This window comes from Rhizobium sp. BR 362, from assembly GCF_036528765.1.
In the GTDB taxonomy this organism is placed as follows: Bacteria; Pseudomonadota; Alphaproteobacteria; order Rhizobiales; family Rhizobiaceae; genus Rhizobium.
In genome coordinates, this window is the sequence record NZ_JARWGH010000007.1 from 278,033 (window position 1) to 300,786 (window position 22,754).

The following is a 22,754-nucleotide window of genomic DNA, read 5'->3' on the forward strand; positions in this document are numbered from 1 at the left end:
AACCCGTCAAAGAGAGGGGCGAAGGAGCAGGCATCATCCCGTCTGATTCCTGTTCAAGACTATTCGTTCATTCCGCCGTGTCAATGTGAATTGGAATTTTTTATTCCAACTTCTTTATGGTAAGGTCGGTAACTGACGGAACGAAAGCGTGGTTGCCCGCTATCGGCCGAATGATATCTTGGGCTCGATTGTGTCGACGCGTGAACCGGCCTCCACGGCCTGAAGGGGCGGATGTCTATCTTAAAGAAAATAAGCGCGAAGCTCGAAGGCATGGCGCCGGCCGATCGCCAGATCGGGCAATTCATCGTCGAAAATCCCGACCAGATGCTGCGGCTCTCATCCGCCGCCCTCGCCGCCGAGACCGGTCGCAGCCAGTCGAGCGTCGTCAAATTCAGCCAGAAACTCGGCTATGCCGGCTATCAGGAACTGAAACTCGCCGTCAGCGAGGCCAAGGCACAGGAATGGCAGGCCCCGGCCGGCATGATCCATGGCACGATCGAAGTCGATGACGGCTATCTGACAATCCTGCAAAAATTGCTCGGCAGCAAGCTGCAGGCAATGCAGCAGACGATTGCCGTCAACAACGAACTCGATATCGGCAAGGCACTGAAAGCGCTTTACGAAGCCCGCCGTATTCATTTGGCCGGCGTTGGGGCATCCTCGCTGGTCGCCCGCGACTTTTCCTACAAGCTGATGAAGCTCGGACGCAATGTCCTGCACGACAGCGACAGCCATGTGCAGATGGCCAATGCCTCCACACTCGGCCCCGGCGACCTGCTGTTCGCCCTCTCCTATTCCGGCACCAGCATCGAGACCCTCAGGATCGCCGAACTCGCCAGCCAGCGAAACGCGGTCGTCATTGCCGTGACAGGTCTTCAGGACAATCCGCTCGCCCACGTCGCCGATATCCGCCTTTATACCGTCGGCGATGAAGACCGCGTCCGCTCCTCGGCGATCACCGCGCGCGACGCGCAACTGATGCTCACCGACCTTCTGTTCATCCTGCTCGTGCAGAGGCAGCCGGATGCGAACGATTATGTGCACAACAGCGAGGCGGCTGTCTCTGTGCTGAAGGCGAAACAATTGTCATAGGGGACCGATCAAGGACATTCCGCAAGCCAGTGTCTGATATCGTCCAATGAGCGCATCAGGATCGAGGGATTGTCGCGGGCCGGAATGAAGCCCCAGCTCAGCCAGAATGCCTCCGCCTCGGTGTCTATGGCGCGAACCACTACAGCACGCCCTGAAACGATATCCGCGCCGGCGACGCAGCGTGTCAACGCGTCTTTCACCAGAGCCGAGCCGATGCCATGGCCAGCGTAGCGGCGGTCGACGGCGAGCTGACCGATCAACAAGCAGGGGATGGGATCGGGCGGACGGCCCGTGCGAATCTTGCGTGGGGCGGCATTAGGCTCGATGACGGACGGAGCAAGGCCGTAATAGCCAACGACGACATCTTCATCGAGCGCAACGAGGACCCGGGTGAACCCGCGGGTCTGATTGGATCGCGCAAAATTTGCCAGCCAATCGTCAAGCGCGGGTTTCCCGCAGGTGAAATCGTCCAACCGGTGATGATCGGATAGAAGCGCAATGCCGGAAAGCGCCATCGCCTTATTGCTTCCACGGCGCTTTGCGTTGCAGCCGCTCCTTCACCTTTGCCGGCGGAACTGCCGGCGTTGCACCGATGACCTGAAGAAAATCATCGAAAGCTCCCGGCGAAAGACGAATGACCGTCTCGTTCAAGATCGCGGTCTGCGCCTCGTGAACAGCGGCGCGGCGCATGAACTCGGTGCGTGACAAGCCGAGCAGTTCCGCACCACGGTCGATGATGGCAAGATCGTCATTGCGCAACCGCATCGATACGGGCGTCTCTTTTTTCTGTGCAGGGGTTGCCATCGCATGGTCCTCGATTCCGAAGGACGATAGGCCAATGTAATGCAAAACGCAATACAAAAGCGACGACTTTTATTTTCGCAGGGCAATAGCGATTGTCTATCGTCAGGTCGTCGACTTCAAAGTCGCCGCGATCGCCTCGGCGGCAGCAAAGCCGGTTTCCAGGGCGCCATGTGCCGTTGAAAACCGCGTCGGCGAACAGGCTTCGCCGGCAAAGAAGAGCCTGCCGTCAATAGTCTCACCGAGCACGAGACGTTCGGCAGAGGCACCCGGCTCGGCATAGGAATAGGAGCCGCCGATATGTGGCTCGCCATGCCAGGCCGACATGGCTGCGACATCGATGCGACGGCCGAAGGCGCTTCCGAAATGCTGGGTGAGCTCTTCTCTGGCGAAGGCGAGCGCGGCTTTTTCTCCGGCAGCCTCCAGATCGCGCGCCAGCGAACCGCCATAATAAGCCTCGATCAAGGCGGTGCCGAAAGGGCGTATCTGGTAGGAACCCGTTCGGACCTGATCCAGGGAGCCTGTCAGCCTTGTATCGATCGGCAGATCATCCGGCGATGTCACACCTAGGAACAGCTTGTTGGCAAGCCCCAGCGGCAAACGGCTGGCCGCTTGTTGCTTTCTCGGCAGCGGCGGATCGAATTTGATCTGATCTTGCGCAATCACATTTGTCGCGACCGTTACCAGGACCATGCGTGCGCGCAGCGTGCCGCGTTCCGTCTGCAAAATGATGCAATCGGCGCCACGATGATCGATGGTTTTGACCGCCGTCGAATGCATTGTCGGTACCGGCTGCGCGTAGGTCGAAATCAGTGTCCCATAACCCTCGCGGACGCGCCAGTCCGGGCCTGCTCCCGGATCATAGTGGACATAATCATGAATGGAGGCGGCCGCGAGTTCGACACCATTTAGAAAGGTCCCGATTGCTTCAACGCGCCCGTTCCAGGGATTTCCGGGCTCCAACAATTCGTCGAGCGATTCGTCTTCGCCGGTATCTCCCCATTGTTCCGCGCGCGCAAAAAAAGCGCCGATGGCTGCTCTGCCTTGTTCTCCCTCGGCCGTCCGACCGCCCTCGCTCCAGGGGGCAGGCGTCGTTTCCACCGTCAGCCCAACCTGGCGGGCAATATCCGTCCATCCATTCGTCCTTGCGCCATGGAGCCATCCGCAGCCGAGATCGACAGGCTCATTCCCGAATGATGGCAACCGAACTGTCCACGCGCGGCCGCCCACCCGGTCCTTCGCTTCGAGAAGCAATATCGAAAGATCAGGGCGGAGAGACTGCAGCCGCCGCGCGGCTGCGACGCCGGCGGCGCCGGCGCCGATGATGACGACATCGATTGTTTGGCCCGCCGGCCGAGGATTGCTCAATGCCCTCACCTTTCTGACAGGCCGGCCTCCTGTTGGATCCGGCCTTGATTTTCATGAACCGCCTACAGACGACTTATACCTACGGCTTGGCACCGTTCAGATGACTTTCGAGGAAATGCAGATTATCCTGCCCCCAATAGAGTTCGCCGTCGTAAAGGAATGACGGAAAACCGAAGACGCCGTTCTTGAGGGCGAACTCGCGATCGGCCATCCACTTGCCCTGCACATCCGCATCGCCCTCTCTCTTGGAGAGCGCATCGCCGTTGAAACCGGCCGTGCTGGCGATCGCCTTGCGTACCTCGGGATTGCCGATATCCTCGGCGCGGCCCCAGAATGCTTCCTGCAGGGCCTTCGTCAGTTCGAGCCAGGGCTTGCCGTCGAGATAGGCGGCGATGACCATGAAGGCGGCAGGCGCCGGGTCGGCGAGCGGCGGGCGATTTTCCAGAAGCAGCGTCTTGCCGCGCAAGCCGGCCCAACGCTTAAGATCCCGCTGCCAATATTGCCGGCGAGGCTCCGGCCGATTGCGCGAGAAAATGCCGCCGTTTTCCTCGAGGACGGTGGTGAAATAGGGCCGGATTTCCGCGCCCGTCTTTTCGACAAGGTCAAAAAACGGCTCTAGGCCGATATAGGACCAGGGCGAGCCGATCGAAAAAACGTAGTCTACGATCTTGGTCACTGTCTGCCGCATCCCATGCATGATGATGAAAACTGGCAGATTTTGATCAGCAAGCAGATTGATGTGCAAGCGCCAACCGGATGCCGCCGCGCAATTTCCGTAACGATATCGTTATCCGACTGGCGCCGGTTTCGACAGTGGTTGGAAGCGGCTGATACCAAGCCCAGCTCTACGCAGCCGCTTTCCAATCCAGCCCGATATCGAGCGTCGGCGCGCTGTGCGTCAACCAGCCAGCGGAGATCAGATCGACGCCGGAAGCGGCAATTGCCGCCGCAGTCGACGGCGTAACACGGCCTGACGCCTCGGTGATTGCCCGCCCGGCAACGATGTCCACCGCTTCGCGCAACTGATCGGGCGTCATATTATCGAGCAGCACGGCGTCGATACCCTCTGCCACGGCTTCGCGAAGCTGGTCAAGCGTATCCACTTCGACCTCGATCTTGACCATGTGGCCCACCCCGGCCTTGGCGCGGCGGATAGCCTCCGAGACGCCGCCCGCGATCGCGACGTGATTGTCCTTGATCAGCACCGCGTCATAGAGCGCAAAACGATGGTTCATGCCGCCGCCGGCCCGCACCGCATATTTCTCCAGTGCCCGCAATCCCGGCGTCGTCTTGCGGGTGCAGACGATCGATGCCTTCGTGCCGCTGATTGCCTCGACGATACCTGCCGTCACGGTTGCGATACCTGAGAGATGGCCGAGGAAATTCAACGCCGTGCGTTCGGCCGTCAACAAGCCGCGGGAAGGACCTTCGATCGTTGCGATCACATCGCCAGCGGCGACTTTGGCGCCGTCGGGAATATGGCGCGTCACACTGATCCGCGGATCGACAAGCTGGAAGGCGAGTTCCGATGCATCGAGCCCGGCGACGACGCCCGGCTGACGGGCCACCATGGCAACGGTGGAGCGATGGTCCTCCGGAATGACGGCGGCGGACGTAATATCGCCGGCAAGGCCGAGGTCTTCCAGCAGGGCATTGCGCACCAGCGGCTCGATGATGAGACGCGAAAGGGGAACTAGGGTCATATCAGGCGCTCCGGGCGAAGGAATAGGGGATGACGGACTGCGCGATATCCAAGGCATCGGACAGGCGCATCGTCCGCCGCTGGGCGTTCATCAGTTTCAACGGAAAATCCGTGCGAGCATGAGCGCCGCGCGATTCCGTCCGTAGGCTGGCGAAGACGGCGATCAGCAGTGCCACGATGGCGGGATCCGCGGCCGGACCTTCACTTTCGACCAGCGGCATAAGCGCAGCAATCGCGCCGTGAATGGCGCCGGCATTGCGAAGCACGCCGAGATGACGCGAGACGATCGGCCGGACAAGCGAGGGATCCTGGGCTATCGAGCGCGCATGGTCCGACGGCACCTTCATAGGACGCCAGGAGAGGTCGGTCATATCCCGTGCGGCGCGCATGCCCATGACGGCCGCCTCCAGCAAAGAGTTGCTGGCGAGCCGATTGGCGCCGTGAAGGCCGGTTGATGCCGCCTCCCCTGCCACCCAGAGACCGGAGACGGAGCTGCGGCCGTTCACATCCGTCGCCACACCGCCCATGTGATAGTGAACGGCGGGACGCACCGGGATAAGCTCGCGCGCGGGATCAATCCCGGCCTCCCGGCAGAGCGCATCGATCACGGGGAAGCGAGCGGCAAAGCGATTGCCGAGTGCTTCGCGCGCGTCGAGAAAGACACGGCCGCCGCGTGCTATTTCCGCGCTGATCGCTCGTGCAACGACATCGCGCGGGGCGAGTTCCGCGCCGGGAACCTCCGCCATGAAACGTTGGCCTCTCTCATTGACGAGCACGGCACCCTCGCCGCGCACGGCTTCGCTGACCAGCGCCAGCGGCCGGCGGCGAGAATCGAGGGCTGTCGGGTGGAATTGCACGAACTCCATGTCGGCCAGAAGCGCGCCAGCTCTCGCGGCAAGGGCGATGCCCTGGCCGAAATTGCCAATGGGATTGGTCGTGGCATCGAAAAGTCCGCCAATGCCTCCGGTCGCAAGCAGCACGCGGGAGCTGGGCAGAACGACCATTCCCTTTGATGTCGCGCACAGGACGCCGCTGATCCGCTCGCCATCCAAAAGCAATCGCCGCACCTCATATCCTTCCAGCACGGTAATGGACGGTGTGTTGGCGACGGCCAGCACCAGCGCGCGGACAATCGCCGCGCCGGAGCCGTCGCCTTCGGCATGAACGATGCGACGGCGCGAATGGGCAGCTTCCAGGCCCAGCGACAAGGCACCTGCGCCATTTCGGTCGAAGCGGACGCCGGCTCGCTCAAGCGCGGCAATTGCGGCGGGCGCCTCGGCAATGATGCTGGCGGCCACTACAGGGTCACAAAGGCCGTCTCCCGCGGCAAGCGTGTCGGCAAGATGCAGTTCCGGGCTGTCATCGGCCCCCACGCTGGCGGCGATGCCGCCCTGTGCCCAGGCGCTCGACGTCTCGGCGCCGAGTGCCGCACGGGTGAGGATGACCACCGGCTGCGGCGCCAGCGTCAATGCGGCCATCAGCCCGGCGAGACCGCTGCCGACGACGGCTATATGGCCGGCGAGATCGTGAAGAATCTCGGTCATATCGCCAGCATCCTTTCCACCGCGCGGCGTGCGGCAACGGCGATTGCCGGATCGACAGTCACCTCGTGCTGATTTTCCTCGAGTGCCCTACGGATATTGCCGAGCGTGATGCGCTTCATATGCGGGCAGAGATTGCAAGGCCGGATGAATTCGACGTCCGGATGATGAACGGCGACGTTGTCGCTCATCGAGCATTCGGTCAGCAGCACGACCCGCGCGGGCCTCTTCGTGCCGACATAGTCGGACATGACGGCGGTAGAGCCGGCGAAATCCGCTTCCCTGACGACATCTGGCGGGCATTCCGGATGGGCGAGCACCGTCACGCCGGGATAATTTTCGCGAAGCTGGCGCACATCGTCGGCGGTGAAAAGCTCATGCACCTCGCAATGCCCGTGCCAGGCGATGATTTCGACATTGGTCTCGCGCGCGACGTTCTGCGCCAGATATTCGTCAGGGATCATCAGCACCTTCGGAACGCCAAGCGATTCCACCACCTGTTTGGCATTACCAGACGTGCAGCAGATATCGGATGCCGCTTTCACCGCAGCGGACGTATTGACATAGGTGACGATGGGAACACCGGGATGGGCCTGCCGCAGCAGCGCGATGTCTTCCGGCGTGATCGAGTCCGCTAGGGAGCAACCGGCGGCCATATCAGGGATCAGCACGGTTTTTTCCGGGTTGAGCAGCTTGGCGGTCTCGGCCATGAAATGGACGCCGGCGAGGACGATGATATCGGCGTCCACGTCAATTGCCTTGCGGGCAAGCGCAAGGCTGTCGCCAACGATATCGGCGACGCCATGGAATATCTCCGGAGTCTGATAGTTATGCGCGAGGATGACGGCATTGCGGCGGCGTTTCAGCTCTAGGATCGCCTCGACATCGTCCTGAAACATCATCCATTCGGCTTTTGGGATGACGCGACTGACGCGATCATAGAGGGAGGATGCGGATACGGGATAGTTCATGGCCGGCTCCTTATTATACTCAATATGAGTATATAATGCGCAAATAGATATCCTCGTTATGAGCATATGTCAATTTCGGGAGAGCGGTAATTTTGTGCCGGCGAGTTCGCGTTCTTCGAGAATGGCGCGGCGGAAACGGAAGAGCTTGGCCGGGCGGCCGCCCGTCTCGCTTTCGGTTGCGCCGGTTTCCTCCACCAGCTCCTGCTGCTCGATCAGCCGGCGGAAATTCTGCTTGTGCAGCGTCAGCCCCGCCAGTGCCTCAACGGTGCGCTGCAGTTGAAGGAGCGTAAAATTCTCCGGCATCAGTTCGAAAACGACGGGCCGATATTTGATCTTGGCGCGCAGCCGCGCCATGCCGGTTGCAAGAATCCGCCGGTGATCGGCAAACATCGGCCGGCCGGAATTGCTCTGCTGAGTGCAGCCCGCCTCCAAGACGAGCCCGGCTTCGTAAAGAAGCTCGTAGCGCTGCAGAACGAGATCTTCGTTCCAGGCGGCATCGTTCAAACCAAAGGTGAAATCGGCCCGGCGCCGGCGCTGATCACGCCTGACCGGATCAACGGCGACCCAGCTATTTAGCCGCTCGACAATGTCGTCCAGTACGGCCGGACGGCCGTGACGATGGTCTTCCCAAGGAAAATATTCGTACCAACCATGCCACCCCGGCCGCCCGCCGCCCGGGGCAGGCTGTTCGCGCACCAGGCCGAGATAGCTGATCGAAATCGTCCGGCCGCCGAGGATCTCGTTGTTCCGGTCGCGGTCGGCAAATGTATAAAGCTGCTCGAGATAGCCGACGGGGTGCGCCGTCTGTTCCCGCACCCATTCGCGAAGACCGCTCTGCAGGGTCCGATGCCCGAGCTCGAACGGTCCCGAGGGCAAAGCATCGCCGGACCGCACCGTCATGACCCGTGGATCATTGCCGGTGACGGCTGTCAGAACCGCGATCAGCTCGGCGTGTGCAAGTCCGATGGTCAAGGAGATTCCCCGTCTTTTTTCGAGTTTAACTTTTCTCGCACGAAGCGCCGCGGAAGCCAATGCAGCCGTTCGACGGCTCCACATTTCTCAACACAGCAAACGCACCGCGACTACCTGCCATGCCAGGACTTGAATTCAGCAAACGATCTGGTGGATAGCTCGATATCCGGCGATAAAGTGGAAGCCCGTCGGCAACATGCGTGAGCAAGAGGCAAGATGACACTGGCATTCGAAGTATTCTCCGACCGATGGGGCTTTCTTGGCGAAAGCCCGGTCTGGTCGGAGGATGGCAAGTCTCTGTGGTGGGTCGATACCGAAGGCTGCCGGCTGCTGCGGACCAATGCGGCATCAGGCAGAACCGAGGTCTGGGATGCGCCGGAGGCAGTCGGCTGCATCGCCATGCGCCCGGACGGGATGCTGCTGGCAGGGCTCGTCAGCGGCATTTTTCTCTTCGATCCGGCAAGCGGTTGTTTCGACCCGGCCTGCTCGCCGGAAAGCCGCAGGGATGTTCGTTTCAACGACGGCGCAATCGATCCGGCGGGCCGCTTCTGGGCTGGCACCATGCACCTCAACCTGACCGAACCTGCGGGAGCAATTTTCTGTGTGGAAACCGACCTTGGCCATCGCTGTGTCTTCGACGGCCTGTGGGTACCCAACGGGCTCGCCTTCGACGCCGTTCGCCACCGCATGTATTTCTCGGATTCCCATCCCACCGTGCAAACCGTCTGGGTCTGCGACTATGATCTCGCGACAGGAACGCCAAGCAATCGCCGCGTCTTTGCGACGACGCATGATTTCGCCGGCCGGCCCGACGGCGCGTTCATCGACGAGGACGGTATCTACTGGATTGCCGGTGTTGAGGGATCGCAGCTTCTCCGCTTCGCACCATCAGGCGAAGCGCTGGAACCAATCCCCTTTCCGGTGACGCACCCGACGAAGATCGTCATGGACAAAGCCAATCCGCGTTCGATTTTCGTAACCACGAGACGGACTGCCGCAGAGGATGAAACGCACGCCTCCGGGCATGTGCTGCGCGCGATCTTGCCGTAGCCGCACCTGGATAGCTGCCTACCGGCTGACATAATCCGGATATTTTTCGCAGATGAGATCGATGATCGACAGCGTTCCGGAAAGGTGCTTGCGAAGTGCTGCCACTGCCTCTTCCGCCTTTCCCGACCGAGCAGCATCGACGATAGCGTGATGATCGGCGATGACCTGCTGTTGTTTGCCCGGCATGGGCAGGTTCAGCATGCGAAGGCGATCGAGATGAACGCTCTGGCGCCGGACGGTCGCCCAAAGTCCCAGGATACCAGCCCTTTCGAAGAGAACACGGTGGAAATCCTTGTCGAGTGCATCGAATAGATCGTAGGTCTCAGGTGACGCCACATGCTCCTGCCGCACCAGAACATGCAGCAGGGCAGCGGCCGTTTCTTCGGGCGATTCGGTCGTCAGCCGCCGGACGGCCTCCAGCTCGATCGACAATCTCAGGAAGTGCGCCTCCACGGCGTTGCCGATATCGATTCTCGCAACTACGGTGGCATATTGCGGGTAGACCTCAACGAGCCCCTCTTCTTCCAGCCTGATCAAGGCGTCACGAACCGGTGTCTGGCTGACGTTGAATTCGCTTTGAAGCGAAATGCGCGACAGAACGGTGGTGGGCGGCAAACTCATCGAAAGAATACGCGATCTCAGGATTTCCAGGATCTGGGGAGCGACCTGGCGGGATCGGTCCAAAGCGAATTCTTTCGGGTTTAGTTTCACCGGCAACCTTCCTGATCGAGAGCGTTAGACCATAAAGCACAAATTAAGACTTGATGCACTGATACATTAGTGCTTTAGTCCATTTAAGTAAACGCGATTTCACCGGGTTTGCGGAATTTGGGAGGATTAAATGAGAAGATTTCTTCTCGGCATGACCGCGGTCGCCGTGATGCTGGCCGGTGCTTTTTCGGCTGCCGCCGCCGAAAAAACCGACGTTTCGATCACGCGCCAGCCGGGCATTCTTTATCTCGTCAGCCACGTCATGGAGACACAGAAGCTTATCGAGAAACGCGCCGAGGCTGACGGCCTGCCGGGCGTCAAGGTCGAATGGCGCACGTTTAGCGGCGGTGGCGCGCAAACCGATGCGCTGCTTGCCGGCAGCGTCGACATCGTCAATACCGGTACCGGCAATCTGCTGCTGCTTTGGGATCGCACCAGAGGCAAGGTCAAAGGCATCGTCACCAATTCTGCGCAGCCGGTTGTCATGGTCTCGCGCGATCCGCGCATCAAGTCTCTGAAAGACATCCAGCCAGGCGACAAGATCGCCGTGCCGACGGTCGGGGTTTCGACGCAGGCGATCCTGCTGCAGATGGCCGCCGCTCAGATGTATGGCGATGATCAAGTTCATAAGTTCGATGCCAACACGGTGCAGCTCGGTCATCCGGATGCGATGGCAGCGCTTGCAAATCAGAACCATGAGGTGAAGAGCCATTTCTCGGCCCCGCCTTTTCAATATCTGGAACTCAAGCAGCCGGGCGTTCATGAAGTCGTCAATTCGCGCGACATCATCGGTGGCGAGCTGACGCAGGGCACTTTCTTCACGACGACGCAATTCGCCAGCGCCAACCCGACGATCGTCAAGGCTATACGTGAAGCAACGGCCGATGCCATCGGTGTGATCAAAAAGGATCCGAAGACAGCGGTCGAGGCTTACAAAACGGTCAGCGGCGACAAGACGAGTGTCGACGATCTCCTGGCGATTCTCAATCAGCCTCACATGATGGAGTTCCGCATGGATCCGCAGGGAACCATGAAATTTGCGGCGCATCTCTACAAGATCGGGACTTTGAAGACGATGCCCAAGGTCTGGACCGACTATTATCTGCCCGAAGCGGCGGATCTGAATGGCAATTGAAGCCTGTTGGCGGCGCCAATGCCGCCTTCAGCTATCTCTCGTGGAGGAGCCCTATGCTTCAGGCAAAAATTGCAGCCGATGCCCCGCCGACTGAAATGGCGGTGGCCAAACCGCTCTTGAACGTCGACAAGGTGACGCTTCGCTACAAGACACCGAACCTTTTGATTACAGCCACCGAAGAGGTCAGCTTTTCGGTCGCTCAGTCCGATCGTTTCGTACTCCTCGGGCCGTCCGGTTGCGGAAAATCGACATTGCTGAAGGCCATCGGCGGCTATCTGGCGCCGACGGCGGGGCGCATTGAAATCAAGGGGCAACCGGTCAAGAAGCCCGGCGCCGACAGGATGATGGTCTTCCAGGAATTCGATCAGCTCCTGCCATGGAAGACGGTCCTTGAAAACGTCATGTTTCCGCTAACGACTGCTCGCCGCCTGCCCCGCGCGGAAGCCGAGAACATTGCCCGGGACTATATCGAGAAGGTTAAGCTCACGCGTGCTGTCGATACCTATCCGCACATGCTCTCAGGCGGCATGAAGCAGCGTGTGGCGATCGCCCGTGGCATGGCCATGCAGCCCGACATCCTGCTGATGGACGAACCTTTTGCGGCACTCGATGCGCTGACTCGCCGGCAGATGCAGGACGAACTCCTGCAGCTCTGGGAGGATACGCGTTTCACCGTCATCTTCGTCACGCATTCGATTGCAGAGGCGATCAAGATCTCCAACCGCATCCTGCTGCTTTCGCCGCATCCCGGCCGCGTCAAGGCCGAGATTCGCAATGTCGAAGCGGTCCGCCACGATGCCGCGGCTGCCGCCAAGCTGGAGCAGGAAATCCATCACATGCTGTTTGCCGAAGCAGGACATAGGGAATAGGCCATGAGCGCACCGCATTTCATCCTCGCGGCCGAAAGGGCCGAGCCCGCGGGCCACATCGCTGCTGTCGAGCAGAAGCTCGGGGCTATCGAGCTTCTTTGGCAATCCAGCCTCTTTCGCAAATCGCTGCTGATTGTGGTTCTCGCCATCATTTGGGAGGCATATGCGCGGCATCTCGACAATCCGCTGCTTTTCCCGACGCTCAGCGACACGTTGACGGCGCTCTATGAGCGCTTTGCGGACGGCGTGCTGCCCGAACGCATCTGGACCACGCTGAAGATTTTGGTCACAGGCTACATCACGGGGACCGTGCTCGCCGCTATCCTCACCGTCGTTGCCATCAACACCCGTATTGGCACCGATTTCCTCGAGACGATGACGGCAATGTTCAATCCGCTGCCGGCAATCTCGCTGCTGCCGCTGGCGCTCATCTGGTTCGGTCTCGGACCCGCGAGCCTCGTCTTCGTGCTGGTGCATTCGGTCCTCTGGGCGGTTGCCCTCAACACGCATGCCGGCTTTCTCGGCGTTTCGCGCACGCTGCGCATGGTGGGGGCCAACTACGGACTGACTGGACTCTCCTATGTATTTCGCATTCTTATCCCGGCGGCCTTCCCGTCGATCCTAACCGGCCTGAAGATCGGCTGGGCCTTCTCCTGGCGCACGTTGATCGCCGCCGAACTCGTCTTCGGCGTTTCCTCTGGCCAAGGTGGGCTTGGATGGTTCATCTTCGAAAACCGCAACCTCCTCGACATACCCTCAGTCTTCGCCGGCCTGCTGACCGTCATCGTCATCGGCCTTATCGTCGAGAACCTGGTTTTCCAAACGATCGAGCGTCGAACCCTGCTGAAATGGGGCATGAAGGAATGATCTCCGGGCGGGTTCATCTCTTCCAACAGTTGAATACAAGGTTCTAAGATAATGAATGCCAAAAGGAAATCGGCGGAATTGCGCAGTGCTCGATGGTTCGCGCCCGACGACCTCAGAAGTTCCGGACATCGTTCGCGCACCATGCAGATGGGCTATGCGCCGGAAGAATGGGCGGGCAAGCCCGTCATCGCCATCCTGAATACCTGGTCTGACGCCAATCCCTGCCACGCGCATTTCAAGCACCGGGTCGAAGACGTGAAACGCGGCATCCTTCAGGCCGGCGGCTTTCCTCTCGAACTGCCGGCGTTGTCGCTGTCTGAAAGCTATGTCAAGCCGACCACCATGCTCTACCGCAACATGTTGGCGATGGAGGCGGAGGAACTGCTGCGCTCACATCCGGTCGATGGTGCTGTGCTGATGGGCGGCTGCGACAAGACCACACCCGGCCTTGTCATGGGCGCGCTCAGCATGGGCCTGCCGATGATCTATCTCCCTGCCGGCCCGATGCTGCGCGGCAATTTTCGCGGCGAATATCTGGGCTCCGGTTCCGATGCCTGGAAGTTCTGGGACGAGCGCCGCGTGGGCGCTATTTCGGAGAAGGAATGGGTCGAAGTCGAGGCCGGTATCGCCCGCTCCTATGGCCACTGCATGACGATGGGCACGGCGAGCACCATGACAGCGATTGCCGAGGCGCTGGGCCTGACCTTGCCCGGAGCAAGTTCGATCCCGGCCGCCGACTCCAACCACATCCGTATGGCTTCCGCCGTCGGCCGCCGCATCGTCGAGATGGTCTGGGAAGACCTTGTCCCCGCAAAGATCGTCGCGGCCACGGCCGTCGGCAATGCCGTCGCCGTGGCAATGGCGACCGGCTGTTCCACCAATGCGGTCGTGCATCTGATCGCGATGGCGCGCCGCGCCGGCGTCGACCTCACGTTGGACGATCTCGACAAGGCCGGCCGTACGACGCCGGTGCTCGCCAATATCCGGCCGACCGGCAAGACTTATCTGATGGAAGACTTCTACTATGCCGGCGGCCTGCGGGCACTGATGGCAAAGCTTGCCTCCAAGCTCGATCTCTCCGCGCTGACCGTTTCGGGCGTCACCCTCGGAGAGACCCTGCAAGGGGCAAAGTGCTACAATGACGACGTCATCCGCTCGCTCGACAATCCCGTCTATCACGAGGGGTCCCTCGCGGTCGTGAAGGGCAATCTCGCGCCCACTGGAGCCGTCATCAAGCCGGCCGCCTGCGATCCGCGCTTTCACAAGCATCAGGGGCCGGCGTTGGTGTTCGACAGCTATTCGGAGATGAAAGCAGCGGTGGATGACGAAAATCTCGACATCACACCCGACCACGTCATGGTGCTGCGCGGCGCCGGCCCGCAGGGCGGTCCCGGCATGCCGGAATGGGGCATGCTGCCGATTCCGAAGGCGCTGCTGAAGCAGGGCCATCGCGACATGCTGCGGCTATCCGACGCCCGCATGAGCGGCACGAGCTACGGCGCCTGCATCCTGCACGTCTCTCCGGAATCGCATGTCGGCGGCCCGCTGGCGTTGTTGAAGAACGGCGACATTGTTCGCCTCGATCTCGAGGCACGGCGGATCGATATGCTCGTGGACGAGGACGAATTGCAGCGCCGGCGCGAAGCCTGGGTCAAGCCTGCCGAAAAATTCGGCCGTGGCTATGGCTGGATGTTCGCCCGCCACGTGGCGCAGGCCGACACGGGCTGCGATTTTGATTTCCTGGAAACCGGATTTGGCCCCACACCGGGCGAACCTGATATTTATTGACCGCAAAGGACACATGTCATGAGCAATTACGTGCTGAGCAGCGAGACCCGCAACAAGCTGATGGGCGTTGCCACGCCGACGATCGCCACGGCTCTCTTCAAGCGCGGCCTTCGCAACCAGTTCATCCAGGATGTCCGCCCGCTGTCGCCGAAGAAGGCGAACATGGTTGGCCAGGCCTTCACGCTGCGCTACATCCCCGCGCGCGAAGACCTGAACACGCTTGACGTTTTCCGCAATCCTGAGCATCCACAGCGCGCGGCAGTCGAAAAGTGCCCACCCGGTGCCGTCCTCGTCATGGATAGCCGCAAGGATGCACGCGCGGCCTCGGCTGGCTCGATCCTGATATCGCGGCTCCAGGTGCGCGGCGTTGCCGGCGTCGTGACCGATGGCGGCTTCCGTGACAGCCCGGAAATCGCCAATCTCGATATCCCCGCTTATCATCACCGCCCGTCCGCGCCGACAAACCTGACGCTGCACCAGGCGATCGAAATGAACGTGCCGATCGGGTGCGGCGATGTCGCGGTTTTTCCCGGCGATGTTCTCGTCGGCGACAATGAGGGCGTGATCGTCATCCCGGCGCACCTCGCCGACGAAATCGCCGATGAGACTGTCGAAATGACCGTTTACGAGGATTTCGTCACTGAAGAAGTCTTGAACGGCGCGACCATCATCGGACTTTACCCGGCAACCAGTGACACCCCGAAGGTCAAGTTCGCCGAGTGGCGCAAGCAGAAAGGCCGCTGATCGGCGCCTTCGCCGCTATGGTACCAAAAATCCCGTCACCGATAACGGCGATGGGATTTCTCTCCCGATAAAATAACTAGATAACAAAGGCTTACGCTTGTAATCTCATTCCGTTTGGGAAGAAGCTTTCATCGGCAGAGCAAAAATTCAGCGCCTTTACCGCGTTCCAAGTCGCGGACATCTCGGCCCTAACGTCGACAAGAACCTCGGCGGCACTTCACCAACTCGCTTCTTGACGTTGTCATCGATGAGAATACCGGTCTATTCAGGCCGAATGGCCTATGTTTGCCATAAAAATTTGATCGTTAAGGATTGCCAGCCCATGTCCATTACACGCGAAACCTTGGTCCTGTCTCATGCCGGCGCAATGCAGGCTCTTGCGGCTGCGGTCACCCATGCCGAGAAGATGGGTATTCCGCAATGCATCTTCATCGTCGACGCCAGCGGCGAAACCATTGCCAGCATCCGGATGGATGGCGCGAAATATCTGAGCATGCACACGGCTCGCGCCAAGGCCCGCACCGCCGCCTCGATCAATGCGCCGACCGGCGCGATATCCTTCGAATCCGCTACGGCTGCCGGCATCGCCTCGCAGGGCGGCGTCACGCATCTGCCGGGCGGCCTGCCCATTCGTTTCGGCGGCCGGCTTGCCGGCGCGATCGGCGTAGGATCAGGCACGGGCGATCAGGATTTCGAGGTCGCCCGCGCCACGCTTGCCGCCATCGGAGCCGATGCCGTCTGAGGCAAGCTTTTCCTCAATCCGGCTATTTGCGAACGTTGCGTGTCGACTTCTGCGGCGCCAGCATCGCGTCCGCCGGCCTTTCCTTCGCCGACAATAGCGAATGAAACTCGCGGGCAACGGTCTCGGCTTCTCCCGGATGTAGATTGCAGGGATCGAGGAAGAAATGGCCGCGTTCCACTTCATGATTGCGGACGATGATCGGTATCTGCGCGCGGGCAAGAGCGGCGGCAAGCCCTGCCGCCGTAAAGCCGCTCTCGGGCCGCACATTGATCTCCAACCTGTCCAAGGGATTGTTGGTCGGATCGGGAACGATAACAGCCTCGATGCCTGCAAGTCCCTCCAGCGTGTTTTTCCAAAGGTCCAGCGCAGCGCGCTCGCGGCGGCGAATGCCGTCGTGATCGCGATGCTCCCACGCCTCCAGTGCCGCCATGACCCCGGCAATGCTTTCCTTGCCGACCTTCATGCCGCGGCCGATCCCGCGGTTCTGCAGGAAAGTGGCACGCACCAGGTCCTTGCGGCCGGCCACGATGCCGGTAGTCGGGCCGCCCAGAAACTTGTGCCCACTATAGACGACGATATCCGCGCCCTGCTGCAGGAAGATCCGCAGATCGTATTCGGATGCGGCATCGACGATAACCGGCACGTTTTTGGCGTGGCAGATGGCCACGAAGTCCGGCAGCGATAGCATGCCGTATTGCACCGTATGGTGCGAGACCACGTAGAGGGCGGCAGCCGTGCGGTCGTTGATGGCATCGGCGACGTGATAATCATTGACGACGCTGACGGTGCCGGCCGCAATTACCTTGCCGCCGGCAAGCCGGACCGCTTGATCGATATTGCCGCCGAAGCTGACCATATGGCCGATCTGCACGATAACTTCCGTCTTCAGCCCCTCGGTCCGGTCCGGCAAGTTTTCGATCGCCAAGAGGTTGTCGCCGGTGATCGCGGCGGCCAGCGACAGGCTGATGCCGCTCGCGCAGGAGGCGGTGACAAAACCGGCTTCACCGCCGGTGAGACGCGCAATCACCTCGCTCGCCCGCCGGTGCAGATCGTCCATCTCGACGAATTGCGAGGCGATTTCGCTCATTGCCTTGATCGCCTCCGGCACGATGATTGAAGCCCCCAAGGCAGTCATCGTGCCCGAGACATTGATGATGGGCCGGAGGTTGAGGCGTTCTCTGATCGGCTGCTCGGAGCCTTTGGTGGTCGCAACCATGGGATTGGGCCTTCTAGCTGTGAAGTTCGATAATCGCTTCGATTTCGACGGTGATATTGTTCGGCAGCGAACCGACGCCGATTGCCGAACGTGCATGCATGCCGATATCGCCGAAGACGTCGACGAACAGATCCGAACAGCCGTTGATGACCTTCGGGTGTTCGGTAAATTCCGGGGTCGCGTTCACGAAGCCCAATAGTTTCACGATCTGCTTGACTTGGCTGAGATCGCCGATGCTATCCGACAATGCCGATAGAAGATTGAGCCCGGTCAACCGTGCATGCTGGTAAGCGGTCGCGACATCCACATCCTGCCCGACCTTGCCCGTGTGGAGCGTGCCATCGGCATCGAGAGGCCCCTGCCCCGAGATGAAGAGCAGCGACCCGCAGCGGACGAAATTGCGGAAATTGCCGATTGGCGTCGGCGGTGTGAAGAGCTCCAGGCCCAGAGCCTTCAATCGATCGTGAGGCGTCATCTCCATACTCCCGTTCACTCTCACACGGCCGCGGCCGCATGGAAGCGGGACAGGAAAGCCTTCAGCCGTTCGTTTTTCGCCACAAGCGCTGGAAGGTCCTTCGGCGCGCCCTCAGCAGACACTTTTCCATCGGCCATGAACACGATGCGGTTGCTGGCGTCCCTCGCAAAGGCGATCTCATGGGTGACCATCAGCATCGTCATCCCCTCCTCCGCCAACTGCCTGACGACATCGAGAACTTCGTTCACCAACTCCGGATCGAGCGCCGAGGTGATTTCATCGAGCAGCAGGATCTTCGGGTCCATGGCAACCGCTCGGGCAATGCCGACGCGCTGCTGCTGACCACCGGATAGTTCCGACGGAAGATTGTTGATGCGGTGTCCGAGGCCGACGCGATTGAGCCAATGTTCGGCTCTCTCCCGCGCCTCCTTCTTCGGCTTGCCCCGGACCTTTTGAAGGCCGAGCATCACATTTTCTGCGGCCGTCAGATGCGGAAAGAGGTTGAAGCTCTGAAAAACCATGCCGGTTTCGGCGCGCATGCGCGCAAGGTCCTTCTCGCCGCGGCGCTGCTGATTGGTGCCGTCGCGATAGCCGACTTCGGCTCCATCGATCTGGATCGAGCCGCTGTCGTAGCTTTCGAGGAAGTTCACGCAGCGTAAAAGCGTCGTCTTGCCGCTGCCCGAAGGGCCGATGACGGAGACCACCTCGCCTTTCGCGACATCCATATCGATGGAATGTAGTACCTGGACGGCTCCGAACGCCTTGGCGACATTGCGTATTCTGAGCAGCGGCGTTGCCGATTGTGTGTTGTTCATGACGGTCATTCCCTGATGTAGGAGTAGCGGCGCTCCATTCTCCGGCTCAGGCTGGAGAGACTGTAGTTGATCGCGAAATAGATGAAGGCCCCGAGGAGATAGAGCGGCATGGCCTCATAGGTTCGGCCGATCACTTCGTTGATCGACTGCATAAGATCGACGATGCCGAGCAGCGAGATCAGAGCGCTTCCTTTCACCGCGTCGGTCACGCCATTGATCCATGGCGGCAGAAAACGGCGGGTCGCCTGCGGAAAGATGACATAGCGCAGCCGCTGTACAAAGGTCAGGCCGATGGACATGCCGGCTTCCATCTGTCCCCTCGGGATGGAGAGGACGGCGCCACGCACATATTCGACCACCTGCGCCGATTTGAACAACGTCAACGCCACGACACCGGCCCAAAAGGCGACGATGTGCAAACCGAGTGCCGGAAAGCCGTAATAGACGATGAAGATGAGAACGAGGATCGGAATACCGCGGATACAGTCGCTGAAGAAGCGCACGAGGAGCTTGATTGGCCACGGGCCATAGATCAGCCCGACGCCAAAGACGATGCCGATGCAAAGCGAAAGCGCAACGACGATCGCGGAGACCCAAAGCGTGATCAGCAGGCCTTTCAGGAGGAATGGCAGAGCATAGAGGATCGCAGCCATTCTAGCGCTCCACCCTGAAATGACCTTCCAGCCGGCGAAGGCCGAACAAGATGAGATAGCCGGTGACGAGATACATCAGGGTCGTGATGATGTAGACCTCGACGATGCGGAACGTATTGAAATTGATCCATTGCGCCCCGTATGTGAGCTCGGGAACAGCAATGACCGAGGCGACCGACGTATCCTTGAACAAGGAGATGAAGGTGTTGGACAGCGCCGGCAGGGTAATGCGCGTCATCGTCGGCAGACGGACGTAAAGGAGACGCTGCAGCGGCGTCAGCCCGATCGCCTTGCCCGCATCGATCTGGCCGCGCGGCACGGCCTCGAGGCCGGACCGGAATACCTCGACGAGATAGGCACCGGCATAGACCGAGAGGGTAATGACGAATGATGTGGTTGCGCTATAGGCAATGTTCACTGCAGTCGGAAGTCCATAAAAGACGAGATAGACGAGCAGGATCAACGGCACATTGCGGATGAACTCGACGTAGGCGGCGATGAAGCTGCGAACGACTTTGCCCGCCGATACGTACCAAATGGCGAGGACAAGCCCGATCAGGGCACCGATGGCGATGGAAACGACAGCAAGTTCGAGGCTGAGCAGAAGCCCGCCCCACAGCTTGTCGATGTGTCGCCAGATAAGATTGAAATTCAGGTGATAGCCCATACCGGCTGCCGTCTCCCGCAATGCGATCGAAGTCTGCGGCGGAGCCAGCGCCCGCGAGGCCACGCTGGCTCCGTTCAGATCAGATGGTCGGGAAACCCGGCTTGCGCACCGGCGCATCCAGGCCGAAATATTCCTTGAAGGCGGCGTCGTAGAGCGCCGATTCATGGCCGAACATGGCGGTATTGAACGTCGTATTGACGAAATACAGCCAGTCGAGGTCGCTCTGGCGGACTGCGGCGCCGTAAAGCATGCTGTTCCACTGCTTGCCGGCGTCGAAATACCGATCGGGCGTTCGCGACGCGAGCCAGCGCACCGTCGATAGATCGACTGCGGCCGCATCGACGCGCTTTGCTTCCAACGCCTGAATGACGTTTGCCTGCGTGTCGATCTGCATGACCTGTGCATCCGGCAGAACGAGGTGAACGGTCTTTTCCGCATCCACGTTCTGGAGAATGGAAACGCGCGTGTTGCTGCCACCGGCCAAGAGCTTATCGTAGGTCTTGTTGTCGGCGTCGGGACGGGTCAGCAGGGCCACGCCTTCGACATAATAGGGCCGGGAGAAGTTGATGAGCTGCGCACGCTGCGCCGACATCGTCATGAACTGGATGGTAATGTCCACCTTGCCAGTGACGATGTTCGGAATGCGCTGCTGCGCATCCTGCTTGACGAATTCGACCTTGGTTTCGTCGTCGAACAGGCCCTTGGCAAGAATGCGGCCCATGGTGATGTCCATGCCGACCAGCTCACCGGCATCGTTCTCGAAATGCCAGGGAGCGTTGGTGCTGCCGGTGCCGACGATCAGGTGACCGCGATCCAGCACCGTGCGCAGCAGGCTGTCGCTGGCTGCCTGAGCCGCCGCCTCTTCGCTGCTGGCCATCAGGCCAACGGCAGTACCGACCGCCAGACCACCCAGGCCCAGCTTCAAAAAATCACGACGCTGCGAAATATCGTTCATGTAAGCCTCCGCGTTTAAGATAGGGTTCCCGTTATCAAGCTTGTTTCTCAAGCCTTTGTCTTGTATATAAGACACGTTTCTTATATTTAAGACGATATACCGATTTCAGCGCTGGCGCAATGCCAGAGCGGTAGCAATGGAGCATTTTTGGCATGGCTTCGAACGACGAAGGTGCGCGAAAGACCCGCGAAGCCCACGGGCCCCGTGAGCGCGGCATTGATAGAGTTTTGAAATTGCTCGCTTATCTGAACAAGGCCGGGCAGCCCGTGCGGCTTGCCGACCTGCCGAAGGCGATCGACGCGCCGCGATCGACCATTTATGACCTCGTCGGCATTCTGTCGGATGCGGGTATTCTGGAGACCAATGGGAGCGACAACAGGGTCTATTTCGGCAAGCTGCTGTATCTCTACGGTACGCGCTACCTGCAGGAAAATGACATTATCATTCGCGGCAGGGAAGCCGTCGAGCGGCTGTCGAAACAGACCGGCGAGACGAGCGAGCTCTGCGTGCGCCACAGAAACAAGCAGGCGATCGTCCATGCCGCCCCAGGCTCCCGCCCCCTCCGCATCAGCTCGGAGATCGGATCGCAGGTGCCGATCCCCTGGACGGCATCGGGAAGGCTGCTGCTGTCACATCTGTCCAAGGAAGAAATCGGCAGATTGCTGGAGGAAGGCGACTTGACTCTTCCCGATGGACGCTCTGTCGACCTTGAGGATTTCGCGCGCGAATGCAGCGAAGCTGGAAAAAAGAAACTGATCGTCACGACGGGACTGATCAACAGCTTTACGCAGTGTATGGCCGCCCCCATCTGGAACTCGAACGGCATCGTCGAGGCGACGATCTGTTTCGTCCTTCCGATCGACGTTTCCGAGGATCATAAGACCGCTCTGGGCGCAGAGCTCGTTCGTACAGCCGAAGCGCTTTCGATCGGCAACAGCTATTTGGCGGCGGCACAATAGGCCGGCAGCGGGCGTCTACTGCTCCCTCACCAGTCCAAGGACGAGCTGCTGGAGATTGCCACCGTCGCTGAGTTCGGTTTTGTCAAAATCCCGGGCGCGCTGCCGCTGCTTGTTCGAAATCTCGGACAGGCGCTTCGTCAAATCGTTTCTGATCTTGCGGCAATCGGGATCGTCGGCGGCGGTCAGGCCGACACTCTCGGTCTCGATCTCCTTCACCATGTCCTTGATCATCTCGCCATGCACGAGCTCATGCTTGTGCACGCCGGCGATAAACGTCTCCCAGCTTCTCCTTGTCGTGACGGGCAACTGCTCCGCCGGCTTGGGCAAGGTGTAGGTGATGGTGAGCTTCGGCTGCGCTGAAACGAGCACGCAGGCATCTCCCTGCGGCTCGTATTTCCGCGTCCAGGTCAGTTTGAAGCCTGTATGTGCGATAGCGCGCGCTTTGCCTCCCATCTCGGGACCTCGCGCACCGATCGATTCATAAAGCTCTGCGCCCGATTTGCCGGCAATGGCATAGGTCTTCACCTTTTCGACGGCCTGCCATTGCGCATGCGCAACCATCGGCAATGAGGCGAGGCCGGCCGCCAGCAAACAAAATCGAACGACTGCCCTCATGCAAATCTCCGCAAACCACGCTCCAATGCGCGCGAAACTATCGGGT

25 protein-coding genes are annotated in these 22,754 nt (G+C 60.2%); 9 read left to right on the plus strand and 16 right to left on the minus strand.

The window, feature by feature from the left end:
* Nucleotides 1-231 precede the first annotated feature (231 nt).
* On the plus strand, nucleotides 232-1,092 hold the full coding sequence (locus tag QDY28_RS13415) for a MurR/RpiR family transcriptional regulator (protein ID WP_331382170.1): 861 nt from the start codon (nucleotides 232-234) through the stop codon (nucleotides 1,090-1,092).
* A gap of 8 nt (nucleotides 1,093-1,100) precedes the next feature.
* Here QDY28_RS13415 and QDY28_RS13420 read toward each other — a convergent pair whose 3' ends face one another.
* From QDY28_RS13420 to QDY28_RS13455, 8 genes are all read right to left on the minus strand, one after another.
* Nucleotides 1,101-1,607, minus strand: coding sequence for a GNAT family N-acetyltransferase (locus QDY28_RS13420; RefSeq protein ID WP_331382171.1), 507 nt, complete (start codon nucleotides 1,605-1,607; stop codon nucleotides 1,101-1,103).
* Between the two features lie 4 nt (nucleotides 1,608-1,611).
* Entirely contained in the window at nucleotides 1,612-1,896 is a 285-nt protein-coding gene (locus QDY28_RS13425; RefSeq protein ID WP_331382172.1) for a type II toxin-antitoxin system TacA family antitoxin, read from the minus strand.
* Nucleotides 1,897-1,998: 102 nt separating this feature from the next.
* On the minus strand, nucleotides 1,999-3,261 hold the full coding sequence (locus QDY28_RS13430; protein WP_331382173.1) for a flavin monoamine oxidase family protein: 1,263 nt from the start codon (nucleotides 3,259-3,261) through the stop codon (nucleotides 1,999-2,001).
* Between the two features lie 79 nt (nucleotides 3,262-3,340).
* The gene (locus QDY28_RS13435) at nucleotides 3,341-3,937 is read right to left on the minus strand and encodes a 2-hydroxychromene-2-carboxylate isomerase (protein WP_331382174.1); all 597 of its coding nucleotides are present in this window, start codon (nucleotides 3,935-3,937) and stop codon (nucleotides 3,341-3,343) included.
* A 169-nt stretch (nucleotides 3,938-4,106) separates the two neighbouring features.
* On the minus strand, nucleotides 4,107-4,964 hold the full coding sequence (nadC, locus tag QDY28_RS13440) for a carboxylating nicotinate-nucleotide diphosphorylase (protein ID WP_331382175.1): 858 nt from the start codon (nucleotides 4,962-4,964) through the stop codon (nucleotides 4,107-4,109).
* A gap of 1 nt (nucleotide 4,965) precedes the next feature.
* Nucleotides 4,966-6,507 carry an L-aspartate oxidase gene (locus QDY28_RS13445; protein ID WP_331382176.1) on the minus strand — a complete coding sequence of 514 codons (1,542 nt, stop codon included), beginning with the start codon at nucleotides 6,505-6,507 and terminating at the stop codon, nucleotides 4,966-4,968.
* Nucleotides 6,504-7,475 (minus strand): quinolinate synthase NadA, encoded by a 972-nt coding sequence (nadA, locus tag QDY28_RS13450; RefSeq protein ID WP_331382177.1) that lies wholly within the window; start codon nucleotides 7,473-7,475, stop codon nucleotides 6,504-6,506. The genes QDY28_RS13445 and nadA overlap by 4 nt, the downstream gene beginning before the upstream one ends.
* A gap of 69 nt (nucleotides 7,476-7,544) precedes the next feature.
* Nucleotides 7,545-8,447, minus strand: a complete 903-nt coding sequence (locus tag QDY28_RS13455) for an NUDIX hydrolase (protein ID WP_331382178.1) — start codon at nucleotides 8,445-8,447, stop codon at nucleotides 7,545-7,547.
* 216 nt (nucleotides 8,448-8,663) lie between these two features.
* Between QDY28_RS13455 and QDY28_RS13460 the strand changes: the two genes are divergently transcribed.
* On the plus strand, nucleotides 8,664-9,497 hold the full coding sequence (locus tag QDY28_RS13460; protein WP_331382179.1) for an SMP-30/gluconolactonase/LRE family protein: 834 nt from the start codon (nucleotides 8,664-8,666) through the stop codon (nucleotides 9,495-9,497).
* A gap of 18 nt (nucleotides 9,498-9,515) precedes the next feature.
* On the opposite strand, the gene QDY28_RS13465 is transcribed toward QDY28_RS13460, so the two are convergent.
* The gene (locus tag QDY28_RS13465) at nucleotides 9,516-10,208 is read right to left on the minus strand and encodes a GntR family transcriptional regulator (protein WP_331382180.1); all 693 of its coding nucleotides are present in this window, start codon (nucleotides 10,206-10,208) and stop codon (nucleotides 9,516-9,518) included.
* Nucleotides 10,209-10,338: 130 nt separating this feature from the next.
* Between QDY28_RS13465 and QDY28_RS13470 the strand changes: the two genes are divergently transcribed.
* From QDY28_RS13470 to QDY28_RS13495, 6 genes are all read left to right on the plus strand, one after another.
* Nucleotides 10,339-11,343, plus strand: a complete 1,005-nt coding sequence (locus QDY28_RS13470) for an ABC transporter substrate-binding protein (protein WP_331382181.1) — start codon at nucleotides 10,339-10,341, stop codon at nucleotides 11,341-11,343.
* 53 nt (nucleotides 11,344-11,396) lie between these two features.
* Nucleotides 11,397-12,212: an ABC transporter ATP-binding protein gene (locus QDY28_RS13475; protein WP_331382182.1), complete on the plus strand. Its 816-nt coding sequence runs from the start codon at nucleotides 11,397-11,399 to the stop codon at nucleotides 12,210-12,212.
* 3 nt (nucleotides 12,213-12,215) lie between these two features.
* Nucleotides 12,216-13,079 (plus strand): ABC transporter permease, encoded by an 864-nt coding sequence (locus QDY28_RS13480; protein WP_331382183.1) that lies wholly within the window; start codon nucleotides 12,216-12,218, stop codon nucleotides 13,077-13,079.
* Between the two features lie 51 nt (nucleotides 13,080-13,130).
* Entirely contained in the window at nucleotides 13,131-14,867 is a 1,737-nt protein-coding gene (araD, locus tag QDY28_RS13485) for an L-arabinonate dehydratase (protein ID WP_331382184.1), read from the plus strand.
* 18 nt (nucleotides 14,868-14,885) lie between these two features.
* Complete coding sequence (locus QDY28_RS13490) at nucleotides 14,886-15,611, plus strand: ribonuclease activity regulator RraA (protein WP_331382185.1); 726 nt, start codon at nucleotides 14,886-14,888, stop codon at nucleotides 15,609-15,611.
* Nucleotides 15,612-15,933: 322 nt separating this feature from the next.
* Nucleotides 15,934-16,353, plus strand: a complete 420-nt coding sequence (locus tag QDY28_RS13495) for a GlcG/HbpS family heme-binding protein (protein WP_331382186.1) — start codon at nucleotides 15,934-15,936, stop codon at nucleotides 16,351-16,353.
* A 22-nt stretch (nucleotides 16,354-16,375) separates the two neighbouring features.
* Here the strand turns inward: QDY28_RS13495 and QDY28_RS13500 are convergent, their stop codons facing one another.
* The 6 genes from QDY28_RS13500 to QDY28_RS13525 are packed head-to-tail and all read right to left on the minus strand — an operon-like array spanning nucleotide 16,376 to nucleotide 21,134.
* Nucleotides 16,376-17,569, minus strand: a complete 1,194-nt coding sequence (locus QDY28_RS13500) for an aminotransferase class V-fold PLP-dependent enzyme (RefSeq protein ID WP_331382187.1) — start codon at nucleotides 17,567-17,569, stop codon at nucleotides 16,376-16,378.
* A 13-nt stretch (nucleotides 17,570-17,582) separates the two neighbouring features.
* Nucleotides 17,583-18,044: a RidA family protein gene (locus tag QDY28_RS13505; protein ID WP_331382188.1), complete on the minus strand. Its 462-nt coding sequence runs from the start codon at nucleotides 18,042-18,044 to the stop codon at nucleotides 17,583-17,585.
* 20 nt (nucleotides 18,045-18,064) lie between these two features.
* Nucleotides 18,065-18,859 (minus strand): amino acid ABC transporter ATP-binding protein, encoded by a 795-nt coding sequence (locus QDY28_RS13510; protein ID WP_331382189.1) that lies wholly within the window; start codon nucleotides 18,857-18,859, stop codon nucleotides 18,065-18,067.
* 5 nt (nucleotides 18,860-18,864) lie between these two features.
* A complete protein-coding gene (locus tag QDY28_RS13515) occupies nucleotides 18,865-19,512 on the minus strand; it encodes an amino acid ABC transporter permease (RefSeq protein ID WP_331382190.1) in 648 nt (215 codons plus the stop codon).
* A 1-nt stretch (nucleotide 19,513) separates the two neighbouring features.
* A complete protein-coding gene (locus QDY28_RS13520) occupies nucleotides 19,514-20,242 on the minus strand; it encodes an amino acid ABC transporter permease (protein ID WP_442967511.1) in 729 nt (242 codons plus the stop codon).
* A 16-nt stretch (nucleotides 20,243-20,258) separates the two neighbouring features.
* Complete coding sequence (locus QDY28_RS13525) at nucleotides 20,259-21,134, minus strand: transporter substrate-binding domain-containing protein (protein WP_331382191.1); 876 nt, start codon at nucleotides 21,132-21,134, stop codon at nucleotides 20,259-20,261.
* 152 nt (nucleotides 21,135-21,286) lie between these two features.
* Between QDY28_RS13525 and QDY28_RS13530 the strand changes: the two genes are divergently transcribed.
* The gene (locus QDY28_RS13530; RefSeq protein ID WP_331382192.1) at nucleotides 21,287-22,093 is read left to right on the plus strand and encodes an IclR family transcriptional regulator; all 807 of its coding nucleotides are present in this window, start codon (nucleotides 21,287-21,289) and stop codon (nucleotides 22,091-22,093) included.
* Nucleotides 22,094-22,108: 15 nt separating this feature from the next.
* Here the strand turns inward: QDY28_RS13530 and QDY28_RS13535 are convergent, their stop codons facing one another.
* A complete protein-coding gene (locus QDY28_RS13535) occupies nucleotides 22,109-22,708 on the minus strand; it encodes a DUF922 domain-containing Zn-dependent protease (protein ID WP_331382193.1) in 600 nt (199 codons plus the stop codon).
* Nucleotides 22,709-22,754: the final 46 nt, after the last annotated feature.

Coding starts and splice junctions, on each gene's coding strand:
- QDY28_RS13535 (WP_331382193.1), bottom strand. CDS start 22,708: ATGAGGGCAGTCGTTCGATTTTGTTTGCTGGCGGCCGGCCTCGCCTCA.
- QDY28_RS13475 (WP_331382182.1), top strand. CDS start 11,397: ATGCTTCAGGCAAAAATTGCAGCCGATGCCCCGCCGACTGAAATGGCG.
- QDY28_RS13480 (WP_331382183.1), top strand. CDS start 12,216: ATGAGCGCACCGCATTTCATCCTCGCGGCCGAAAGGGCCGAGCCCGCG.
- QDY28_RS13415 (WP_331382170.1), top strand. CDS start 232: ATGTCTATCTTAAAGAAAATAAGCGCGAAGCTCGAAGGCATGGCGCCG.
- QDY28_RS13425 (WP_331382172.1), bottom strand. CDS start 1,896: ATGGCAACCCCTGCACAGAAAAAAGAGACGCCCGTATCGATGCGGTTG.
- QDY28_RS13505 (WP_331382188.1), bottom strand. CDS start 18,044: ATGACGCCTCACGATCGATTGAAGGCTCTGGGCCTGGAGCTCTTCACA.
- QDY28_RS13460 (WP_331382179.1), top strand. CDS start 8,664: ATGACACTGGCATTCGAAGTATTCTCCGACCGATGGGGCTTTCTTGGC.
- QDY28_RS13515 (WP_331382190.1), bottom strand. CDS start 19,512: ATGGCTGCGATCCTCTATGCTCTGCCATTCCTCCTGAAAGGCCTGCTG.
- nadA (WP_331382177.1), bottom strand. CDS start 7,475: ATGAACTATCCCGTATCCGCATCCTCCCTCTATGATCGCGTCAGTCGC.
- QDY28_RS13530 (WP_331382192.1), top strand. CDS start 21,287: ATGGCTTCGAACGACGAAGGTGCGCGAAAGACCCGCGAAGCCCACGGG.
- nadC (WP_331382175.1), bottom strand. CDS start 4,964: ATGACCCTAGTTCCCCTTTCGCGTCTCATCATCGAGCCGCTGGTGCGC.
- QDY28_RS13525 (WP_331382191.1), bottom strand. CDS start 21,134: ATGAACGATATTTCGCAGCGTCGTGATTTTTTGAAGCTGGGCCTGGGT.
- QDY28_RS13500 (WP_331382187.1), bottom strand. CDS start 17,569: ATGGTTGCGACCACCAAAGGCTCCGAGCAGCCGATCAGAGAACGCCTC.
- QDY28_RS13420 (WP_331382171.1), bottom strand. CDS start 1,607: ATGGCGCTTTCCGGCATTGCGCTTCTATCCGATCATCACCGGTTGGAC.
- QDY28_RS13445 (WP_331382176.1), bottom strand. CDS start 6,507: ATGACCGAGATTCTTCACGATCTCGCCGGCCATATAGCCGTCGTCGGC.
- QDY28_RS13470 (WP_331382181.1), top strand. CDS start 10,339: ATGAGAAGATTTCTTCTCGGCATGACCGCGGTCGCCGTGATGCTGGCC.
- QDY28_RS13490 (WP_331382185.1), top strand. CDS start 14,886: ATGAGCAATTACGTGCTGAGCAGCGAGACCCGCAACAAGCTGATGGGC.
- QDY28_RS13495 (WP_331382186.1), top strand. CDS start 15,934: ATGTCCATTACACGCGAAACCTTGGTCCTGTCTCATGCCGGCGCAATG.
- QDY28_RS13510 (WP_331382189.1), bottom strand. CDS start 18,859: ATGAACAACACACAATCGGCAACGCCGCTGCTCAGAATACGCAATGTC.
- araD (WP_331382184.1), top strand. CDS start 13,131: ATGAATGCCAAAAGGAAATCGGCGGAATTGCGCAGTGCTCGATGGTTC.